We start from the raw sequence: 17,092 nt of genomic DNA, 5'->3' as shown, positions 1-17,092 counted from the left end.
CCATCCACCATCCACCGCCCGCCATCCACCGCCCGCCATCCACCGCCGCGCCGAATCGATCGCGTTGCGCGGCTCGGTCTTTTCGTCCCGCCGCCTATGAAGCGACGACGCGATTGCGGCCTTCGTTTTTCGCGCGATAGAGCAGCTTGTCGGCGGCGCTGAGGATCTCGTCGACGGTGTCGCCGTCGCGCCCGTATTGCGACACGCCGATGCTCACGGTCACGGGCGTGTGCTTGCCGTCGATGCCGAACGGCGTGTTTGCGATCGTCGTGCGCACGCGCTCTGCGATGCCGCTCGCCGTGTCGGCGAGCATCCGCGGCAGCAGCACCATGAACTCCTCGCCGCCGACGCGCGCGATGTGATCGTAAGGGCGGATCGCGGCGAGGCATTGGCGGACGAAATTGCGCAGCACGACGTCGCCGACCTGATGGCCGTAGTTGTCGTTGATCTTCTTGAAGTTGTCGAGATCGAGCGCGAGCAGCGAAAACGCGGTGCCGTCGCGCTTCGCGCGCGCGATTTCCACGTGCATCTGCTCGATGAACTTGCGCCGGTTCGACGCGCCTGTGAGCGGATCGGTGGTCGCGAGATGCTCGAGTTTCTGATTGGTCCGCTTGAGCTCCTGCAGCGCGCCCTCGGTGCGCGCCATCGATTCGGCGAGCCGCGCCATCAGGTCCTGCTGGCTGTAGACGGTCGCGAACGAGCGGGTCGTCGTGAGCGCCTGGACGACGCCGAAGCTCAGCGTGAAGAAGCCGGTCGCGAAGATGACGTGCGCGAGCCACCACATGTGGTTCCACGGCTTGCCGAGAATGAACGCGATCGACGACAGCGCGAACGACGTCACCGAGACGCCATAGATGAGCATCAGCGGCGTGCGGATGCGCCGCACGAGCAGGAGCGCCACATTGACGAGCGACACGATCATCGCGCCGCCTTCCATCGACACGCGCGTCCACAGATTGCCCGCGATCGGCGAATAGGCGATCGTCGCGACGACGACGCAGACGGCGACGTAGCCGGCGACCCACGGCAGCCACACCGATAGCTGGGTGCGCCGCTCGGGCGCCTCGGTATCCTTGAAGTACGACAACTGCCCGACGAACAGCAGGATCGACATCACGAGGCGCGACGCGGGCCCGTACAGCAGGAACAGCCAGATGTTCCGATGCGCCATGCCGGTGAACGCGCCGTGCAGCGAGTAGATCACCGCGAAGCCGAGGAAGCCGAGCGTGAGCCAGCGCAGCAGCGGCTCGCCCGACGACAGATAGCAGCGCCACGTCACATAGGTGACGAACAGGCCCTCGAGCGTCGCGGCGGCGATCGCCAGTTCGTGAAACTGATGGTTTTCGAAGATGAGATGCGGATCGATGAAGCGCCACACATAGACGATCAGCACCCCGGGGACGAGCGCGAAGCCGATCAGCAGGCACGCGGCGTAGATCCGGGCGATCGTGCCGATTACGCGCGACGATTCATGGGCGGTGAAGACGGTGCTCACGGTGGCCTCCGCAATGCTGTTCTGTATCCCGAAGTGGGCAATCAGCACGGAGCGTCGCCCGGCGAATCGCCGTCGCGTCGGGTCTCGCGCTGCCTCGTTTCGTCATGCGTCGTTCGTTTGTCTGACGAGAGTATAGGCGGCGGCTTTCGTTTGACAATACGGCCGGACCGGTTTCATGCACTCGCACGGGTAGCCGAAGCGGCGGATTGTTCAGCTTTGTGGCGCAGACGCGAGCCGCGAAATTGGTGATGAAACATTCGCATGCGGCGGGCCGCGAAGTTCACGGGGATGCCCGCCGCGCGAAATCGGTGCGGACGTCGCATGGTTGCACGTCGCGCCGCATTGCCCGAATGGGGCGTTCCGTTGCCGGCAACGGGCGTGTGCGTCCGGCGCGGCGCGCATCGAAGCGGGCTCGACATTGCGCATCCGAGGCGCGTCGCGGGCATTGGTCGCGATGGTCGCGTCACATCGCATTGCATTGCATCGCATCGCATCGCATCGCATCGCATCGACGAAGCGTTCGACGAAGTGCGCTCGGCGTTTGGCGTTCGACGCTCGGCGTTCGGCGTGACGCGCATCGGCATTCCGTCTGCCTAGGGTTTTCATATGTCGCGAGCGGACCGCCGCATCGAATCAACGTGAATATAGTTAAGTGATGGACCGGCTCGAATCCGGTGTGTTCGTCGCGGTGGAGGTCATCATGAGCTACAGCCTGGAGGGACGCATACTGGAGGTATGCGATTGCAAGGTGCTTTGCCCGTGCTGGATCGGAGAGGACCCCGACAACGGCACGTGTCGGGCGACGGTCGCCTACCACTACGACGAGGGCAAGGTCGACGACGTGGACGTGTCCGGGCTGACGGTCGCGTTCGCCGCGTTCGTTCCGGGCAACATTCTGCAGGGCAATTGGCGGGTGATCATCTTCATCGACGCGCGCGCGACCGACGCGCAATTCGATGCGCTCGCAAGCGTCTATCGCGGCGAACGCGGCGGGCCGCTCGCCGATTTCTCGAAGCTCTTCGGCGACGTCGTCGCGATCGAGCGGGCGGCGATCGATTTCGACGTGCGCGACGGCAGGGGCACGCTGAAGGTGGGCGACACCACGTACGCGGAGCTCGAGCCCTACCTCGGGCCCACCGGCGAGCCGACGAAGCTCGTCGAAAGCATTTTTTCGACGATTCCCGGATCGCCCGCGTTCGTCGGCAAGGCGGGCACGTTCCGCATGCACGCGCAGAAGCTCGGCATCGATCTCGATCTGAGCGGGCAGAACGCAATTCAGGGCTTCTTCACGTTCCATTCGTGACACGCGGACGCACGAGCGCCGGCCTGCGCTATCCGGGCGCGCATTGCGATGAGCGCGATCTCGTCGCGTCGCGTGTTCGTGCCGCTCGCGATCGCGTCGATCGCCGCGGCGTGGATCACGTTGTGGGTGTGGGATGACAGCCCGTACGCGCGTTTTCTTCATCACGTCGACTGGTCCGAGACGAATCTCGCCGGGTTGTGCCGGCTGATTCCGGCGGGGAACGTGGTCGTGCCCGCGCTGCTGCATGTCGCCGCATGGCTGCTGATGATCGTCGCGATGATGTTGCCGACCGCGCTGCCGCTGCTGCGCACGTTCGAGCGTCTGACGGCCGCGCGGCCGGACCGCAACCGCCTGATGCTGCTCGTGGTGCTCGGCTACCTCGCCGCGTGGAGCGCGTTCGGGCTGGCCGTCCATGCAGGCGACGCCGGCCTGCACGCGCTCGCGCGACGCACGCCGTGGCTCGCATGGCATGGATGGCTCGTCGGCGCGACCGTGCTCGCGCTCGCGGGCGCGTATCAGCTCAGTCCGCTCAAGTATCGCTGTCTCGACAAGTGCCGCTCGCCGCTGATGTTCGTGAGCGAGCAGTGGCGGGGCGGCAATCCGCGGCGCGAGAGCTTCGTGCTCGGCGTGCGGCACGGCGTTTTCTGCGTCGGGTGCTGCTGGATGCTGATGTGTCTGATGTTTGCGGTGGGCGCGGGCAGCATCGGCTGGATGCTGGCGATCGGCACGGCGATGTCGATCGAGAAGAACCTGCCGCACGGCCGGCGTTTGAGCGCGCCGCTCGGCGTTGCGTTGCTCGGGTGGGCGGCGTGGATCGGGGCGGCGGGGTGGCTGCCGCTTTGAGCGGCGGGGGCGGCCGCCGCTCGAAACGCCGCGGCCGTCGATTCCGGAGGAACGCTGCGTGAGATGCGCCGCGATTCTCCGCGAGTGCGGAATGGAGGCGCGGGAAAATGGCAGGCGCGCGGCCGGCCCTCGACGCGCGGAGGGCGAGCGCGGCGCCGCTCGCTGCGGCGACGTTCCGGATACCGAATGAACCGTGCGCCGCGCGCGCCGACGCCGATTTCGCTACTCCGGCTTATCCTCCGCCCGCGCGAGCATCATGTCGCCGATCGCATCGTTGCCGCGCGCCTTCAGCGCTTCGCCCGCGCCGCGGATGTCGCGGACCTCCTTGTTCTGCCCGAGCTTCCATTTGCCGACGAGCCGCGTGATGTCGATCTGCAAGCCGACGATCGAGCGCAGCATCGTGTCGATGTAGTCCTTCGGCGCGTCGCCCATCTTCCACGGCTCGGGCTGCGCCGCTTCGTGCGTGCGCGTGAGGCGCGCGACCACGCCGCGTACGAACGGTTCGTCGTCGCGAATGGCGATCCGTCCGTGCGCGTGGACGACGACGTAGTTCCACGTCGGAACCTGCCGGTGGAATGCGTGCTTGCTCGGATACCAGCTCGGCGAGATGTACGCGTCGCCCGCCCGGAACACGACGAGAACCTCGTCGCTGCTCGACACGTCCCGCCACAGCGGATTCGCGCGCGCGACGTGCGCGCGCAGCGTGCCGAGCGTTCCTTCGCCGGGCGCGAGCTCGAACGGAAGATGGTTCGCGTCGAGTCCGCCCGCTCCGTGCGTGATCAACGTGCCGAACGGGTGCCGGGCGATCAGCGCGTGCATGACTTCCGTGCGGCGCTCTTCGAAGTGGTCGGGGACGTACATGGCGGCTCCAGGGTCCGGCTGCGTTTGCGCAGCGCGTCGAAGTTGGGGGGACGCGGCGATTGTCGCGCCAAACGGATTGATTCTGTAGAGCCAGTTCGAAGAATTTCGGGTGGGCCGGAATGGCGGCGAGAATCTCGAGGGTCGCGAGGATCATCGAGGCTCCGTCGATCGGCGCGCTCGACCGGCTCGCCGGCAAGCCGAGCCGGCAATTGGCGCGGGCGCTGCGGGATGCGATCCGCAGGGGCGGAATGAAGCCGGGCGATGCGCAGCCGCTGCCGTAGCCGCTACTGCTACTGCTACTGCTACTGCTACTGCTACTGCTACTGCTACTGCCGCTACCGCTACCGCTACCGCTGCCGCTACCGCTGCCGCTGCCGTTGCCGTTGCCGTTGCCGTTGCCGCTGCCGCTGCCGCTGCCGCAGCCGCAGCCGCAGCCGCTCGCGTCCTCGCTGCGGTTTGCGTGCGGGGCGTCGTCGACGCATACGGGCAACGGGTCGCGCAGGGGGAGGCTGGAGCCGCCCGGCCGCGCGTCGGCACCCGGCTGCGTGCGCTGCGCCCGTCGTCATGGGGCATCGAGCCGCGTGCGAACGACGCGCATCCGCCCGCGCCCCGTTCGCGCGACGGCCCGCGCGGCGGCCGCATCGCCGCCGCTCGACCGATCGGGCGGTTGCTCAGCCGTCGCTCGCCACCCACGCGCCGTGAAAGCCGGCCGGAATGCGCCGCGGCAGATGCACGGTCGCGACCGGTTCGCCGTCGACGGCCCGGCCGTCGAGGATCACGACGTCGCTCGTATCCGTTGCATGGCGGTACACGCAGACGAGCACCCAGCCGTCGTCCTCGTCGGTCGCGCCCGGACGCGGGACGAACACGGGCTCGCTGTTCTGGTCGCCCGGCGGCACGCGGTAGCGCTGGATCGAGCCGCCGTCGACGTCGTAGCGCGCGACGCCGCGCAGCGCTACGTGGCTCGGCTGCTCCGCCGCATACAGGTACCGATGGCGGTGGCCGGTGGGGCTTTCGTTGATCCGCGGCAGCTCGATGCCGGCGTCGTCGAGCGGCTGCTCGGCGACGATCCCGGTGACGAGGTCGATCACGTAGCGCCACAGCACGCCGCACGGATTGTCGTCGAATGCGCGCCCGCCGCGCGCGACGCGCAGGAACCACGGATAGCGGACGACGTCGAGCACGATCGCCGAGCGGTCGAGGTCGTACGCGTTGACGACGTGCTGGATGAAGCACGGCGTCACGTCGAACCAGCGCACGTCGCCGCCGTGGCGCGGCACGACGCCGATGCGCGCGCCGCGCTCGTCGTGCCAGCGCAGCGGCATCCGGTGGCCGCGCGACAGCATCGAGAAGTCGTACGCGACGTTCAGATCGAAGACGATGCTGTGCGTCGCGGTGATCGCGATGTCGTGCATCATCGACGGCGCGGGCAATTCGATTTCGACGTCGACGGTTTGCTCGCCCGCCGCGTTTGCGACGCCGTAGCGCAGCCACGGCCTGTTCCAGTCGGCGCGAAACGCGATCAGCTCGCCCGTGCGCGGATCGATCTTCGGGTGCGCGTTCATGCCGTGCGCGAGCGCGGAATGACGGCGCGACGCGCCGATGCTCTCCAGCCCGGCCGTGATCGCGAGCGGCGCGCCGCCTTCGGCGAGCGCGAGGATCTCGCCCGCGTGAACGAGCACGTTGACGTTCGGATTCGTGTCGACGAGCGACGGCGCACGCTCCGGCGCGACCGCGTGTGCCCAGCGCCGCGTGCGCGCCCAGCGGTTCCGGTAGCGCGTCGCGCGGCCGTCGCGGAACGCCACCGCGTGCAGCATCGCGTCTTCCGGCCACCACGACAGCACGCCGCTGCCTTCGAAGCGGCCGCGCAGCGGGTTGGGGCCGTTGCGCACGAGCGCGCCGTTCAGCGCGCGCGGAATCGCGCCCGTCACGCGAAGGTCGAAGGCGTCGATCTCGTCGGCGACGGGCGCCAGTGCGCCCGCATTCAAGTCCAGGGTCTGCATGTGGGCTGGAAGCGGAATCAGCGTGCGGCGGGCGGCGGCGGCGCGTCGTCGTTCGACGATGCGAGCGCGATCGCGTGATCGCGCACGTCGGCGGGCCACGCGGCGATCAGCTCGCGCAGGCGCGCGCCGTCGTTCGCGAAGAGCGCGCGCGTCGCCTCCTCGAAACCGGGCATGTCGCCCGCGATCGCCGACATGAAGTGATACGCGCGCTCGTGCGCGCGGCGGCTGCGGTCCTTGTGCGCGTGCGTGCGCCGGGCGTCGTCGACGAGGCGGCGCAGCGCGACGGATGCGCCGCCCGGCTGCGTCGCGAGCCATTCCCAATGGCGCGGCAGCAGCGTGACTTCGCGCGCGACGACGCCGAGCTTCGGACGGCCGCGGCCGCGCGGCTCGTTCGCGAGGCCGCCGGGATCGGCCGCGTCGTCGGCCATGCCGTCGGCGTGGGCGCCTGAGGCGGCGTCGCGGGCCGTGCCGGCGCGTGTCGCGTCGGCCGGGGCGGCCGATGCCTCGGCCTGCGCGTAGCGCGCCGCGACTTCGTCGTCCGAGCCGCGCGTGTCGATGTCGATCGAGCGTCCGGCCGCGTTGTCGAAGATCAGGATCGCGCCGGCCACCGCGTCGTTCTCGACGGCCCGCTTGATCGCGAGCGCGACCGTCGACAACGGGCCCGCCGCGAGACGCCGGTAGCCGTCGAAGGCGATATGGGAAGAAAGGGGGGAAGTCGTCATCGCATGGGTCTCATTTGTCCGAGCAATGCGATATTTATACCCGGATATAAATTGATCGTCAATAATATCCGGGTAATATTTGTGGCCGAGCCGAGCCGAGCCGAGCCGAGCCGAGCCGAGCCGAGCCGGCCGAGCCGGCCGAGCGACGTCGAGCGCGTCGCTTGCCGCTTGCCGTTCGCCGCACCGATCGAAGGCGCGCGCGCTTTCGCCTACAGGATCTTCGCCTTCAGCAGCGCCTCCAGCCAGTCCGCGAACACCTGGACGCGCCGCGACAGATGTTGCCGATGCGGGTAGAGCAGCGTCATCGGCATCGGCGCCGCGCGATGATCGGGCAGCACTTCGACGAGCTCGCCCGCGCGCAGATGCGCGTCGACGTCGTACGCGGGGATCTGGATGAGGCCGAGGCCCGACAGGCAGCACGCGATGTAGGCCTCCGCGCTGTTGACGGTCACGCGTCCCCGCAGCGCGAGCCGCCTGACGGTGTCGCCGTCGACCCATTCCCACGGCGCGATGCGCCCGTTCGCGGGCGACGCGTAATTGATCGGCTGATGGCGTTCGAGATCGGCGGGCGTGCGCGGCACGCCGTGGCGCGCGAGATACGCGGGGCTCGCGACGTTGATGAGCGGCAAGTCGCCGATCGCGCGCGCGACGAGCCCCGAGTCGCTCAGCGCGCCGACGCGCAGCGCGCAGTCGACGCGCTCCTCGATCAGGTTCACCGCGCGATCGGTGACGCCGAGATCGACGCTGATCTGCGGATACCGGTCGAGAAACTCGGGCAGCGCGGGCGCGACGATCAGGCGCCCGATCCGGCCCGGCATGTCGACGCGCAGCGTGCCGCTCGGCCCGACGATCGAATGGCGGAACAGATTCTCGGTCTCCTCGACGTCGGCGATGAGGCGAAGGCAGCGCTCGTAGAGCGCGGCGCCGTCCTGCGTCGGCGTCACCTTGCGGGTCGTCCGGTTCAGCAGCCGCGCGCCGACGCGGCCTTCGAGCTCCTGGATCGCCGCCGATACCGACGAGCGCGGCATGCCGAGCGTATCGGCCGCGCGCGTGAAGTTCGCGCATTCGACGACGCGTGCGAACACGCGAAAAAGATCAATGCGGTCCATCGGCGTGGGCGCGGCGAAGCGCGGCGGGCGGCCCGTGCTCCTTGTCGGAGGCGGCGGCCGGTGTGGACACGGGCGTGGATTCGGGCGGGGTCATCGTCGCGGGATCAATGTGCGCGAGCCGACTATTCGTCGGAATTTCTGACAGGTGATGTCAGAAGTGTCGGCTTTATGTGGATTTTCTGGACTATATCATCCGAAGGCATGCGAGGCCGTATCGGACGGCCTCGCGCGAAGAAACGGAGAGCCACCATGGCAGACCACGGCATCAAGGGCAAAACCGCCATCATCGCGGGCGGCGCGAAGAATCTCGGCGGGCTGATCGCGCGCGATCTCGCCGCGCAAGGCGCGAAGGCGGTCGCGATCCACTACAACAGCGCGCGCACGAAAGCCGACGCGGAAGCGACCGTCGCCGCGGTGAAGGCGGCGGGCGCGCAGGCGGTCGCGCTGCAGGCCGACCTGACGACGGCGGGCGCCGTCGAGAAGCTGTTCGCCGATGCGGTGGCCGCGCTCGGCCGTCCGGACATCGCGATCAACACGGTCGGCAAGGTGCTGAAGAAGCCGTTCGTCGAGATCACCGAGGCCGAATACGACGAGATGGCGGCCGTCAACGCGAAGTCGGCGTTCTTCTTCCTGAAGGAAGCGGGCAGGCACGTGAACGACAACGGCAAGATCGTCACGCTCGTGACGTCGCTGCTCGGCGCGTTCACGCCGTTCTACGCGGCCTATGCGGGGATGAAGGCGCCCGTCGAGCACTTCACGCGCGCGGCGGCGAAGGAATTCGGCGCGCGCGGCATCTCGGTGACGGCGGTCGGCCCTGGCCCGATGGACACGCCGTTCTTCTATCCGGCCGAAGGCGCGGATGCGGTCGCGTATCACAAGACGGCCGCGGCGCTGTCGCCGTTCTCGAGGACGGGCCTGACCGACATCGAGGACGTCGTGCCGTTCATTCGCCATCTCGTCAGCGACGGGTGGTGGATCACGGGGCAGACGATTCTGATCAACGGCGGGTATACGGTGAAGTAAGCGGCGAAGTAAGCGGTGAAGGGAGCGGTGAAACAGGCGACGAGATAAGCGGCGAAGTGAGCCGCGAAGGGAGCGCCGAAGCCGCATGCCTGCGACGAGGGCGACGCGGGCGACGAGGGCGACAAGAGCGGCAAGAGCGACAAGAGCGACGCCGCGGCGCAGGCTGCGAGCCGGGTTGCCGGCGGTCGATGGCGACGCGCCTCGGGGCCGATGCGTCAGGTGCGGTGAGCGACATGCGGCGTGCGGCGTGCGGGCCCGACGGGTAGCGCGATCAGCGCGCGTCGACGCCGTTGGCGTTGGATTGCGTTGCGGCTTCGGTTGTCGCGGCGTTCGCCGTCGCGGGCGCCGATGCCGACGCTGTAGTGGTCGTCGCTGCTGTCGCCGCTGCGGCCGTTGCCGCCGTCGTTGTCGGCGTGGGAGCGAGCGTGGCTGTCGGAGAGGCCGCCTGCGCGGCATTCGCCGGGGGCTGCGCGCCGGGCGACGGCGTCGATAGCGGCATCAGCGGCATCAGCGGCGGCGGCGCGACAGGCAGCGGCGCATCGAGCGATGCCGATGTTGCCGGCTGCCGCGCGGGTTGATGCGCCGGTTGATGCGCGGGCGCGACCGGCGCCGTCGGCGGCGCGATCGACGACGGGTGGCTCGTCTCAGGCGGCGAGGCCGGCGCGGACGCCGGCGCTGGCGCGGACGACGGCGGAGGTGAAGGCGAAGGCGAGGACGACGGCGACGGCGAGGAAGCCGGTGCGGGGGCCGATGCCGGCGCGGGCGATGCCGTTGGCGTAGATGCGGCCGCCGCAGGTGCCGAAGCGGATGCCGAAGACAAAGACGACGAAGACGAAGACGCTGACGCAGCGGACGCCGGCGCGGGTTTCTGCGCCGGCGCGGATGCGGCGGCGGGTGCTGCCGATGCGGATGCCGCCGCCGAAGCCGCCGAGGCCGCCGAGGCGCCGTCAGCCTCGGCCGGATGCACGGGCTGCGCGGGCGGCGTCGGCACGGCGGGGGTCTTCATCTTCATCGGCGCGCCTTCGGCCGTTTCCTCCGGCTCCGGCAGCGGCGCGACGCGCTCCTTCTCGGCCGCCTTGACGGCGGCCTTGTCGCGCCGCGTCGGGTCGATCTTCAGGAAATGGTCGACGAGATTGAAGAAGCGCTCGTAGAACACGCCGGCCGGAATGGTTTCGCTCGCGATCTTGACCATCGCGTCGTCGCTCGAGCCGATCGGCAGCGACAGCGAGCCGAATACGCTCAGGCCGACGCTCGCCGACGTATTGCTCTTCTTCAGCGAGTAGCGATCCTGCACGGCGTTCACGTACGCGATGCTCGACGTGCCGTCTGCGTCCGCGTCCGCGCAGACGACGTGGAATTCGATGACGACGTGCGAATCGTTGCTCGGCTGGAAGTTCTTGCTGCCTTCGATCGCATCCGCGCGCGTCGCGCTTGCCATGTAGCCCTGGCTCAACAGCGCGCGGCGCGCGGCTTCGCACGTCGCGGCCGATTTTTCGTGGAATGTGCGCGCGTAAGGGCTCGCGGTCGCGTCGAATTGTTCTTGCTGATACAGCGGCTTCGGCGCGGACGAGCAGGCGGACAGCACGGTCGCGATCGCAACGGCGGACGGAACGAGGAACGGTCGGAATCGGTTGTGCATGGCGTAATTCGAAGTGGCCGGCCACGTGCGGCGCGCCGCGGCCCGCGCGCACGCGCGGACGGGGCGCTGCCGATCGGCGCGGCCGCGCGTGCGAGCCGCGGCGGCGATCCGAGCGGCCTTCCGCGCGCCGATCAGGCTGACGCGATGTGGCTTGGCGAGCCGGCTATTATAAGTTTTCTTGGTGCGCGGCAGCATGAACGCGCGATCTGGCGCAACGCGCGCCGTACTTTCGGACGCCTTTCGAAGCGAACGGTCGGGCCGCGGCACGCAAGATGCGACGTCGAATCATCGGGCCCGGCGTGCATCGGCCGCGCGGATTCCCCGCAATTGCCGGCGCGGCTCGACGCCCGCATGCCAGCGAATTTCCCGGGTCGTTCGGCGCACGGCGGGCCGCCGTTTCGCCACGCGCGCCGCGCCGGATGCGGTGGTTTCGGGGGGGCGGGGCCGACGTTCCGGAAACCTCGGACGCTTGCCTGCAGCGCGTCCGCCGGACGCGACGGATGCCGCGACGCTTCATCGATGCGGTGTCGTCCGTTCGGTCGCGCGATCCGGCGCGGCGTCGTCGTCAGCCGGAGGCGGGCGCGTGTGCGCGTGCGCTGCCACGCCGCGCTGATAGAACCCGCCGAACCGCTCGAGCTGCCGCCGCGCGGCGTCGATGTCCGCGTCGTCGGCGAGCACCGCGCTCGAAAAGCCCATGCGCTCCATCTGCAGCAATTGATCGATCAGCACGTCGCCCGTCGCGCGCAGGTCGCCCGCGAAGCCGAGGCGCTTGCGCAGCAGATACGCCTGGCTGTATGCGCGGCCGTCAGTGAACGCCGGAAAGTGCAAATCGATGCGCGCCGCGCGCGCGATGCGTGGCGCGAGCGGCGTCAGGTCCTCGTCGTTCGCGACGGCGAGCGCCGCGTCGCCGTTCGCGATCGCGGCCGCGGCGCGCGTCTCGTCGTCGTGGGCGCTCGCGCTCAGCAGGCGCAGGCGGTTCGGCGTGCTCATGCGGCGCTCGTCGCCGGGTGGCGCGCGGCGTTCGCGGCGGCCTTGAAGGGTTCCGGGCCGACGCGCCGGTACGCGTCGATGAAGCGCTCGCTGCGCCCGCGTTCGGGCCGCCGCATGCGCAGATAGGTCGCGACGATCGCCTCGACGACGTCGACGATCTCGTGGGCCGAGAACGACGGCCCGATCACCTTTCCCGGCTGCGCGGGGCCGCTCGCGGCCGCGCCGTCGGAGCCGCCGAGCGTGACCTGATACCACTCGTCGCCGTCCTTGTCGACGCCGAGGATGCCGATATGGCCGCTGTGATGATGGCCGCACGAATTGATGCAGCCGCTGATGTGCAGATCGACGTCGCCGATGTCGTTCAGCTCGTCGAGATCGTCGAAGCGCTCGGCGATCGCATCGGCGATCGGGATCGAGCGCGCGTTCGCGAGCGCGCAGAAATCGCCGCCGGGGCACGCGATCATGTCGGTCAGCAGGCGCACGTTCGCGCTCGCGAGGCCCGCGTCGCGCGCCGCTTCCCATAGCGGGTGCAGATCGTCGACGCGCACCCACGGCAGCACGACGTTCTGCGCGTGCGTGACGCGCGCCTCGCCGGCGCAGAAGCGCTCGACGAGATGCGCGAGCGCGTCGAGCTGCTCGGGCGACGCGTCGCCGGGCGCTTGATGGCGGCGCTTGAACGACAGCGTGACGATCCGCAGCGAAGGCTCCCGGTGCGGCGCGACGTTGCGCTCGAGCCAGCGCGCGAACGCCGGCTGCGCGTCGGCGAGCGTTCGCACGCGCGCGAGCGCGGCGGCGACGTCGGCATCGGTCGAGCGCTGCGGCGGCACGGGCGGCACGAACGACGCGCTCACGCGATCGAATTGCGCCTGCGCGATCGTGTGCGGCCCGCCGTCGTGCTCGACGATCTGGCGGAATTCTTCTTCGACGTCGTCGATGTAGCGCCGGCCTTCGGTCTTCACGAGGATCTTGATGCGCGCCTTGTATTTGTTGTCGCGGCGGCCGTAGCGGTTGTACACGCGCACGATCGCCTCGATGTAGTTCATCACGTGCCGCCACGGCAGGAACGCGCGCAGCAGCGTCGCCGTCATCGGCGTGCGCCCCATGCCGCCGCCGACGCTCACGCGAAAGCCGAGCTCGCCCGCCGCGTCGCGCACGAGCTTCAGGCCGACGTCGTGCCAGTCGGTCGCCGCGCGATCCTCGGCCGCGCCCGTGATCGCGATCTTGAACTTGCGCGGCAGGAACGCGAATTCGGGATGCAGCGTCGTCCATTGGCGCATCACCTCGGCGAACGGCCGAGGATCGGCCACTTCGTCCGGCGCGACGCCCGCGCGCTCGTCGCACGAGATGTTGCGGATGCAGTTGCCGCTCGTCTGGATGCCGTGCATGTCGACGCTCGCGAGGAGATCCATCACGTCGGCCGCCTTCGCGAGCGCAATCCAGTTGAACTGAACGTTCGTGCGCGTCGTGAAGTGTGCGTTTTGCGTCGGCAGGCGCGTGGTGCCGAGCCGCGCCTGCGCGTCGCACGCGGCACGATGCAGCGCCGGGTCCGGCACGTCGTAGTCGCGCGCGATGCGCGCGAGCATGCGGATCTGCGCGCTCGACAGCTCGCCGTACGGCACCGCGACGCGCAGCATCGGCGCGTGGCGCTGCACGTACCAGCCGTTTTGCAGCCGCAGCGGGCGGAACGCGTCCTCGCTCAGCGCGCCTTGCTGCCAGCGTTCGAGCTGGTCGCGAAACTGGGCGGCGCGGCTTCGGACGAACGCCCTGTCGAATTCGGTATATCGGTACATGGCCGGGAAATGCGGTGAGGCGTCGCGCGGCGGTGCGCATCGGTTGCGCTGCGCCGCGGCGGCGCAAAGACCTCAAAGCGTAGGGAGCGCGGCTGCGCGAAACAAGCAGCAGTTGCGGGCGAATCTTGCGCAGCAGATGCGGGAGGCGCGGCGGTATCGCGGGATGCGCGCGATGGCGGTGGGGCGGCGGCGAGCGGCGGCGAGCACGACGGGCGCCGACGCCTCCGGGAGATGGCCGCGATGCGGCCGGGCGCGGAGGTTCGAAGGCGAAGAGGCGACCGCTTATCGTTGACTGCCGACCGCCGACCGCCGACCGCCGACCGCCGACCGCCGACCGCCGACCGCCGACCGCCGGCTACCGACCACCGACCGCCGGCTACCGACCACCGACCACGGACCACCGACCACGGACCACGGACCACGGACCACCGACCACGGACCACGGACCACGGACCACGGACCACCGACCACCGACCACCGACCACCGACCACCGACCACCGACTACCGACTACCGACTACCGACTACCGACCGCCACCACGAAGCTGCTGCGCAAAATCAGTCGCGAACTGCTGCTTTTATCGTTCGCCGCGCGCGGTTACCGTGATGCGCATGGAACGCGGCGCGACTCGTGCGCCGCCATGTCGGAGAATGGCGATGGGTTTGACGAGAATGCTAAGGATGGTGCTGTGGAGTTTCTTCGGCGTGCGCAAGGGGGCCGAGCATCAGGCCGATCTCGCGTCGGTGAAGCTGCCGTGGGTGCCGGTGATGGCGATCCTGCTCGCCGCGTGCTTCGGCGGCTTCCTGTTCGCGATGGCGAAGGTCGCGACCACCGTGATGCGCTGAGCGCGGCGCCGGCTCGCGAGCGGTCAGCGCCGCTTGCGCACGGACGGCCGCGCGACGAGCTCGCCGACGATGCGGATCGCATCGTCGACGCTCGCGCTCCACGGATGGCCGAAATTGATCCGCACGCAGCGCTCGAATGCATGCGCGGCGGAAAAGAGCGGGCCGGGCGCGACGCTGACGCCGCGCCCGATCGCCTCGCGATGCAGCGCCATCGCGTCGATCGCATCGGGAAACGCCAGCCACAGGAAATAGCCGCCGTCGGGCAGCGTCCAGTGCACGTCGGGCGGCAGGTGGCGCATCAGCGCCTCGTTCATCCGGCCCATCTGGCCGCGCAGCGCGCCGCGCAGCTTGCGCAGGTGCCGATCGTAGCCGCCGTGCTCGAGATAGTCGGCGATGCCGACCTGCGCGGGAGTGCTCGCGGACAGCGTCGTCATCAGCTTGAGCCGCCGCACTTTCTCGGCGAAGCGCCCGGCCGACGCCCAGCCGATCCGGTAGCCGGGCGCGAGCGTCTTCGAGAACGAGCTGCAGTGCATGACGAGCCCGTGCTTGTCGAATGCGCGCGCGGGCAGCGGATAGTCCGGCCCGTGGTGCAGCTCGCCGTAGACGTCGTCTTCGATGAGCGGCACTTCGCGCGCGGCGAGCATCTCGACGAGCGCCTTCTTCTTGTCGACCGACAGCGTGACGCCCGTCGGATTCTGGAAGTTCGTCATGAACCAGCACGCGCGCACGTCATGGCGGTCGAGCGCCGCGGCGAGCGCGTCGAGGTCGAGGCCCGTGCGCGGATCGACGGGAATCTCGACCGCGCGCAGATCGAGCCGCTCGATCGCCTGCAGCGCCGCATAGAAGCCGGGCGCCTCGACGGCGACCACGTCGCCGGGGCGCGTGACGGCCATCAGGCACAGATTGAGCGCTTCGAGCGCGCCGTCGGTCACGACGATCTCGTCGATCGGCTGCGGCACGCCGATGCCGAGGTAGCGCAGCGCGATCTGGCGGCGCAGTTGCTCGCTGCCGGGCGGCAGGTCGACGACGGTGCTCCGCGGGCTCACGAGCCGCGTCGCCTGCGCGAGCGACTTCGCGAGACGCGGCAGCGGAAACAGATGCGCAGACGCAAACGCGGAGCCGAGCGGCACGATGCCGGGATGCGTCGAGGCTTCGAGCACGGAGAACACGAGATCGCTGATGTCGACCTTGCGCGATTCGGCGGGCGCGGCGGCGCGCGCGATCCGGCCGCCCGGCGCCGGCTGGCCGTCGTTCGCGCGGGCGCTCGCCTGCGCGCCGTGCGCGACGTAGTAGCCCGAGCGTTCGCGCGCGCGGATCAAGCCCCACTGCTCGAGCAGGTAATACGCACGAAACACGGTCGACTGACTGACGCGATGCTGGGCGATCAACTGGCGCAGCGACGGCATGCGCGTGCCGGCCGCGATGTTGCCGGACCGGATGTCGCCGGCCATCGTGCGGGCGAGCGTTTCGTAACGTTTCATCGATGAAGGGCGGGTTGAGCGGCGGCGCGCCGGCGGCGGCCGATTGGCGCGGCCGGCGCCGCCGGCGCGGCCGCTCATTGTCTTATGCCGGCCGACAAAAGAAAAGTCGCTGCGTGGCGAAGGAGGAGCGGCGCGGCGCGCGCGTTGCAGCGCGCCGTCTCGAATCGAGATGCATGGCGCGCACGTTCGTACGGCACCCGGGCTTCATCAGTCGGCGAGGCAGTGGCTTCGCGAACGGCGTCGCGGTCGAGCGCGACGAGATGGATGTTCAAGAAGGACATCCTCCGGCTAGCATCGCGAGCGCGCGGCACCGGGAACATCGATCGATCCGTGATCCGCTCCGTGCAGCGGCCGCGACCGGCCGCGTTTGAGCGGCGCGTTTGAGCCTATGCGCGACGGCCAGCGCCTGCGCTTGCATTCGGCGGCATCGCGCGACGAGCGGCGGATCGAGCGGATTTCTCGCTGGGCCGCCCGGGTTTCGACGCGCCGGAGAATCGTGCGTGCCGCGCGTGGCTCGCGCGGCACGCACGCGGCCGCATTCATGCTCGTGCGGCCGCGTGCGCCGGCGCGACGTTACTTCACTTCGACGCGCCGAGGCTGCGCTGCGTCGCGCCGCGGAATCGTCAGCTTCAATACGCCATCCTGAAGATTCGCTTCGATCCTCGCCGTGTCGAAGTCCGGGCTCAGCCGGAACGTGCGTGCGAAATGCGGCTCGCGCACTTCGACGTGCTGCGCGCGCGGGCCCGCCGGCATCGGCAGTGCCGCGTGCGCGTCGATCGACAGATGGCCGTCGTGGATCTTCACTTCGAGCCCCTCTTTCGCAACGCCGGGCAGGTCGGCCCACAGCGTCACGCCGTGCTTGTCTTCGTACACGTCGACGGCCGGCGCGACCGTGATCGCGCGCGATGTTTCGCCCGCGTCACGGCGAGACGGCGCGGCGGATTGACGTTCTGCAACTGAATGGCTGGTATTCACGATCGGCTCCTTG

The 17,092-nt window shown here is 69.5% G+C and carries 16 protein-coding genes; 5 read left to right on the top strand and 11 right to left on the bottom strand.

The features are described 5' to 3' along the window. Positions 1 to 94: 94 nt before the first annotated feature. Positions 95 to 1,495, bottom strand: coding sequence for a GGDEF domain-containing protein (locus WS78_RS12480; RefSeq protein WP_059581054.1), 1,401 nt, complete (start codon positions 1,493 to 1,495; stop codon positions 95 to 97). Between the two features lie 700 nt (positions 1,496 to 2,195). Between WS78_RS12480 and WS78_RS12470 the strand changes: the two genes are divergently transcribed. Together WS78_RS12470 and WS78_RS12465 are read left to right on the top strand one after the other, a co-directional pair. Further along, the gene (locus tag WS78_RS12470; protein WP_059581050.1) at positions 2,196 to 2,798 is read left to right on the top strand and encodes a DUF1326 domain-containing protein; all 603 of its coding nucleotides are present in this window, start codon (positions 2,196 to 2,198) and stop codon (positions 2,796 to 2,798) included. A gap of 48 nt (positions 2,799 to 2,846) precedes the next feature. Beyond that, on the top strand, positions 2,847 to 3,641 hold the full coding sequence (locus WS78_RS12465; RefSeq protein WP_038744808.1) for a DUF2182 domain-containing protein: 795 nt from the start codon (positions 2,847 to 2,849) through the stop codon (positions 3,639 to 3,641). A gap of 222 nt (positions 3,642 to 3,863) precedes the next feature. Here WS78_RS12465 and WS78_RS12460 read toward each other — a convergent pair whose 3' ends face one another. Beyond that, the gene (locus WS78_RS12460) at positions 3,864 to 4,502 is read right to left on the bottom strand and encodes an FMN-binding negative transcriptional regulator (RefSeq protein ID WP_059581020.1); all 639 of its coding nucleotides are present in this window, start codon (positions 4,500 to 4,502) and stop codon (positions 3,864 to 3,866) included. Positions 4,503 to 4,621: 119 nt separating this feature from the next. Here WS78_RS12460 and WS78_RS35830 point away from each other — a divergent pair, with 119 nt between their 5' ends. Beyond that, positions 4,622 to 4,783, top strand: a complete 162-nt coding sequence (locus WS78_RS35830) for a hypothetical protein (protein ID WP_156437601.1) — start codon at positions 4,622 to 4,624, stop codon at positions 4,781 to 4,783. A 390-nt stretch (positions 4,784 to 5,173) separates the two neighbouring features. On the opposite strand, the gene WS78_RS12455 is transcribed toward WS78_RS35830, so the two are convergent. The 3 genes from WS78_RS12455 to WS78_RS12445 form a co-directional block, all read right to left on the bottom strand. Beyond that, positions 5,174 to 6,505 carry a carotenoid oxygenase family protein gene (locus WS78_RS12455; RefSeq protein ID WP_059581015.1) on the bottom strand — a complete coding sequence of 444 codons (1,332 nt, stop codon included), beginning with the start codon at positions 6,503 to 6,505 and terminating at the stop codon, positions 5,174 to 5,176. Positions 6,506 to 6,522: 17 nt separating this feature from the next. Continuing rightward, a complete protein-coding gene (locus tag WS78_RS12450) occupies positions 6,523 to 7,227 on the bottom strand; it encodes a DUF2239 family protein (RefSeq protein WP_059581010.1) in 705 nt (234 codons plus the stop codon). Positions 7,228 to 7,436: 209 nt separating this feature from the next. Further along, positions 7,437 to 8,336, bottom strand: a complete 900-nt coding sequence (locus WS78_RS12445) for a LysR family transcriptional regulator (RefSeq protein WP_059581006.1) — start codon at positions 8,334 to 8,336, stop codon at positions 7,437 to 7,439. 249 nt (positions 8,337 to 8,585) lie between these two features. On the opposite strand from WS78_RS12445, the gene WS78_RS12440 reads away from it, so the two are divergent. Then, a complete protein-coding gene (locus WS78_RS12440) occupies positions 8,586 to 9,359 on the top strand; it encodes an SDR family oxidoreductase (protein WP_059581003.1) in 774 nt (257 codons plus the stop codon). Positions 9,360 to 9,630: 271 nt separating this feature from the next. On the opposite strand, the gene WS78_RS12435 is transcribed toward WS78_RS12440, so the two are convergent. From WS78_RS12435 to WS78_RS12420, 3 genes are all read right to left on the bottom strand, one after another. Then, entirely contained in the window at positions 9,631 to 10,998 is a 1,368-nt protein-coding gene (locus WS78_RS12435) for a DUF2242 domain-containing protein (RefSeq protein ID WP_059581046.1), read from the bottom strand. 513 nt (positions 10,999 to 11,511) lie between these two features. Then, positions 11,512 to 11,988 (bottom strand): DUF934 domain-containing protein, encoded by a 477-nt coding sequence (locus WS78_RS12425; protein WP_082717309.1) that lies wholly within the window; start codon positions 11,986 to 11,988, stop codon positions 11,512 to 11,514. Next, the gene (locus tag WS78_RS12420) at positions 11,985 to 13,778 is read right to left on the bottom strand and encodes a nitrite/sulfite reductase (RefSeq protein WP_059580998.1); all 1,794 of its coding nucleotides are present in this window, start codon (positions 13,776 to 13,778) and stop codon (positions 11,985 to 11,987) included. The genes WS78_RS12425 and WS78_RS12420 overlap by 4 nt, the downstream gene beginning before the upstream one ends. Positions 13,779 to 14,434: 656 nt before the next feature. On the opposite strand from WS78_RS12420, the gene WS78_RS12405 reads away from it, so the two are divergent. Next, positions 14,435 to 14,623 carry a DUF2970 domain-containing protein gene (locus WS78_RS12405; RefSeq protein ID WP_038744845.1) on the top strand — a complete coding sequence of 63 codons (189 nt, stop codon included), beginning with the start codon at positions 14,435 to 14,437 and terminating at the stop codon, positions 14,621 to 14,623. A gap of 23 nt (positions 14,624 to 14,646) precedes the next feature. On the opposite strand, the gene WS78_RS12400 is transcribed toward WS78_RS12405, so the two are convergent. The 3 genes from WS78_RS12400 to WS78_RS12390 all read right to left on the bottom strand — a co-directional run bounded on the left by WS78_RS12400 (position 14,647) and on the right by WS78_RS12390 (position 17,079). Then, the gene (locus WS78_RS12400; protein ID WP_038744846.1) at positions 14,647 to 16,104 is read right to left on the bottom strand and encodes an aminotransferase-like domain-containing protein; all 1,458 of its coding nucleotides are present in this window, start codon (positions 16,102 to 16,104) and stop codon (positions 14,647 to 14,649) included. 74 nt (positions 16,105 to 16,178) lie between these two features. Beyond that, positions 16,179 to 16,376, bottom strand: coding sequence for a hypothetical protein (locus WS78_RS35820; RefSeq protein WP_145986785.1), 198 nt, complete (start codon positions 16,374 to 16,376; stop codon positions 16,179 to 16,181). Between the two features lie 301 nt (positions 16,377 to 16,677). After that, positions 16,678 to 17,079 carry an Hsp20/alpha crystallin family protein gene (locus WS78_RS12390; protein ID WP_059580992.1) on the bottom strand — a complete coding sequence of 134 codons (402 nt, stop codon included), beginning with the start codon at positions 17,077 to 17,079 and terminating at the stop codon, positions 16,678 to 16,680. Positions 17,080 to 17,092: the final 13 nt, after the last annotated feature.

This window comes from Burkholderia savannae (genome assembly GCF_001524445.2).
Lineage (GTDB): Bacteria > Pseudomonadota > Gammaproteobacteria > Burkholderiales > Burkholderiaceae > Burkholderia > Burkholderia savannae.
The sequence above is the reverse complement of the archived record's forward strand: the minus strand, read 5'-3'. Positions and strand labels throughout refer to the sequence as shown.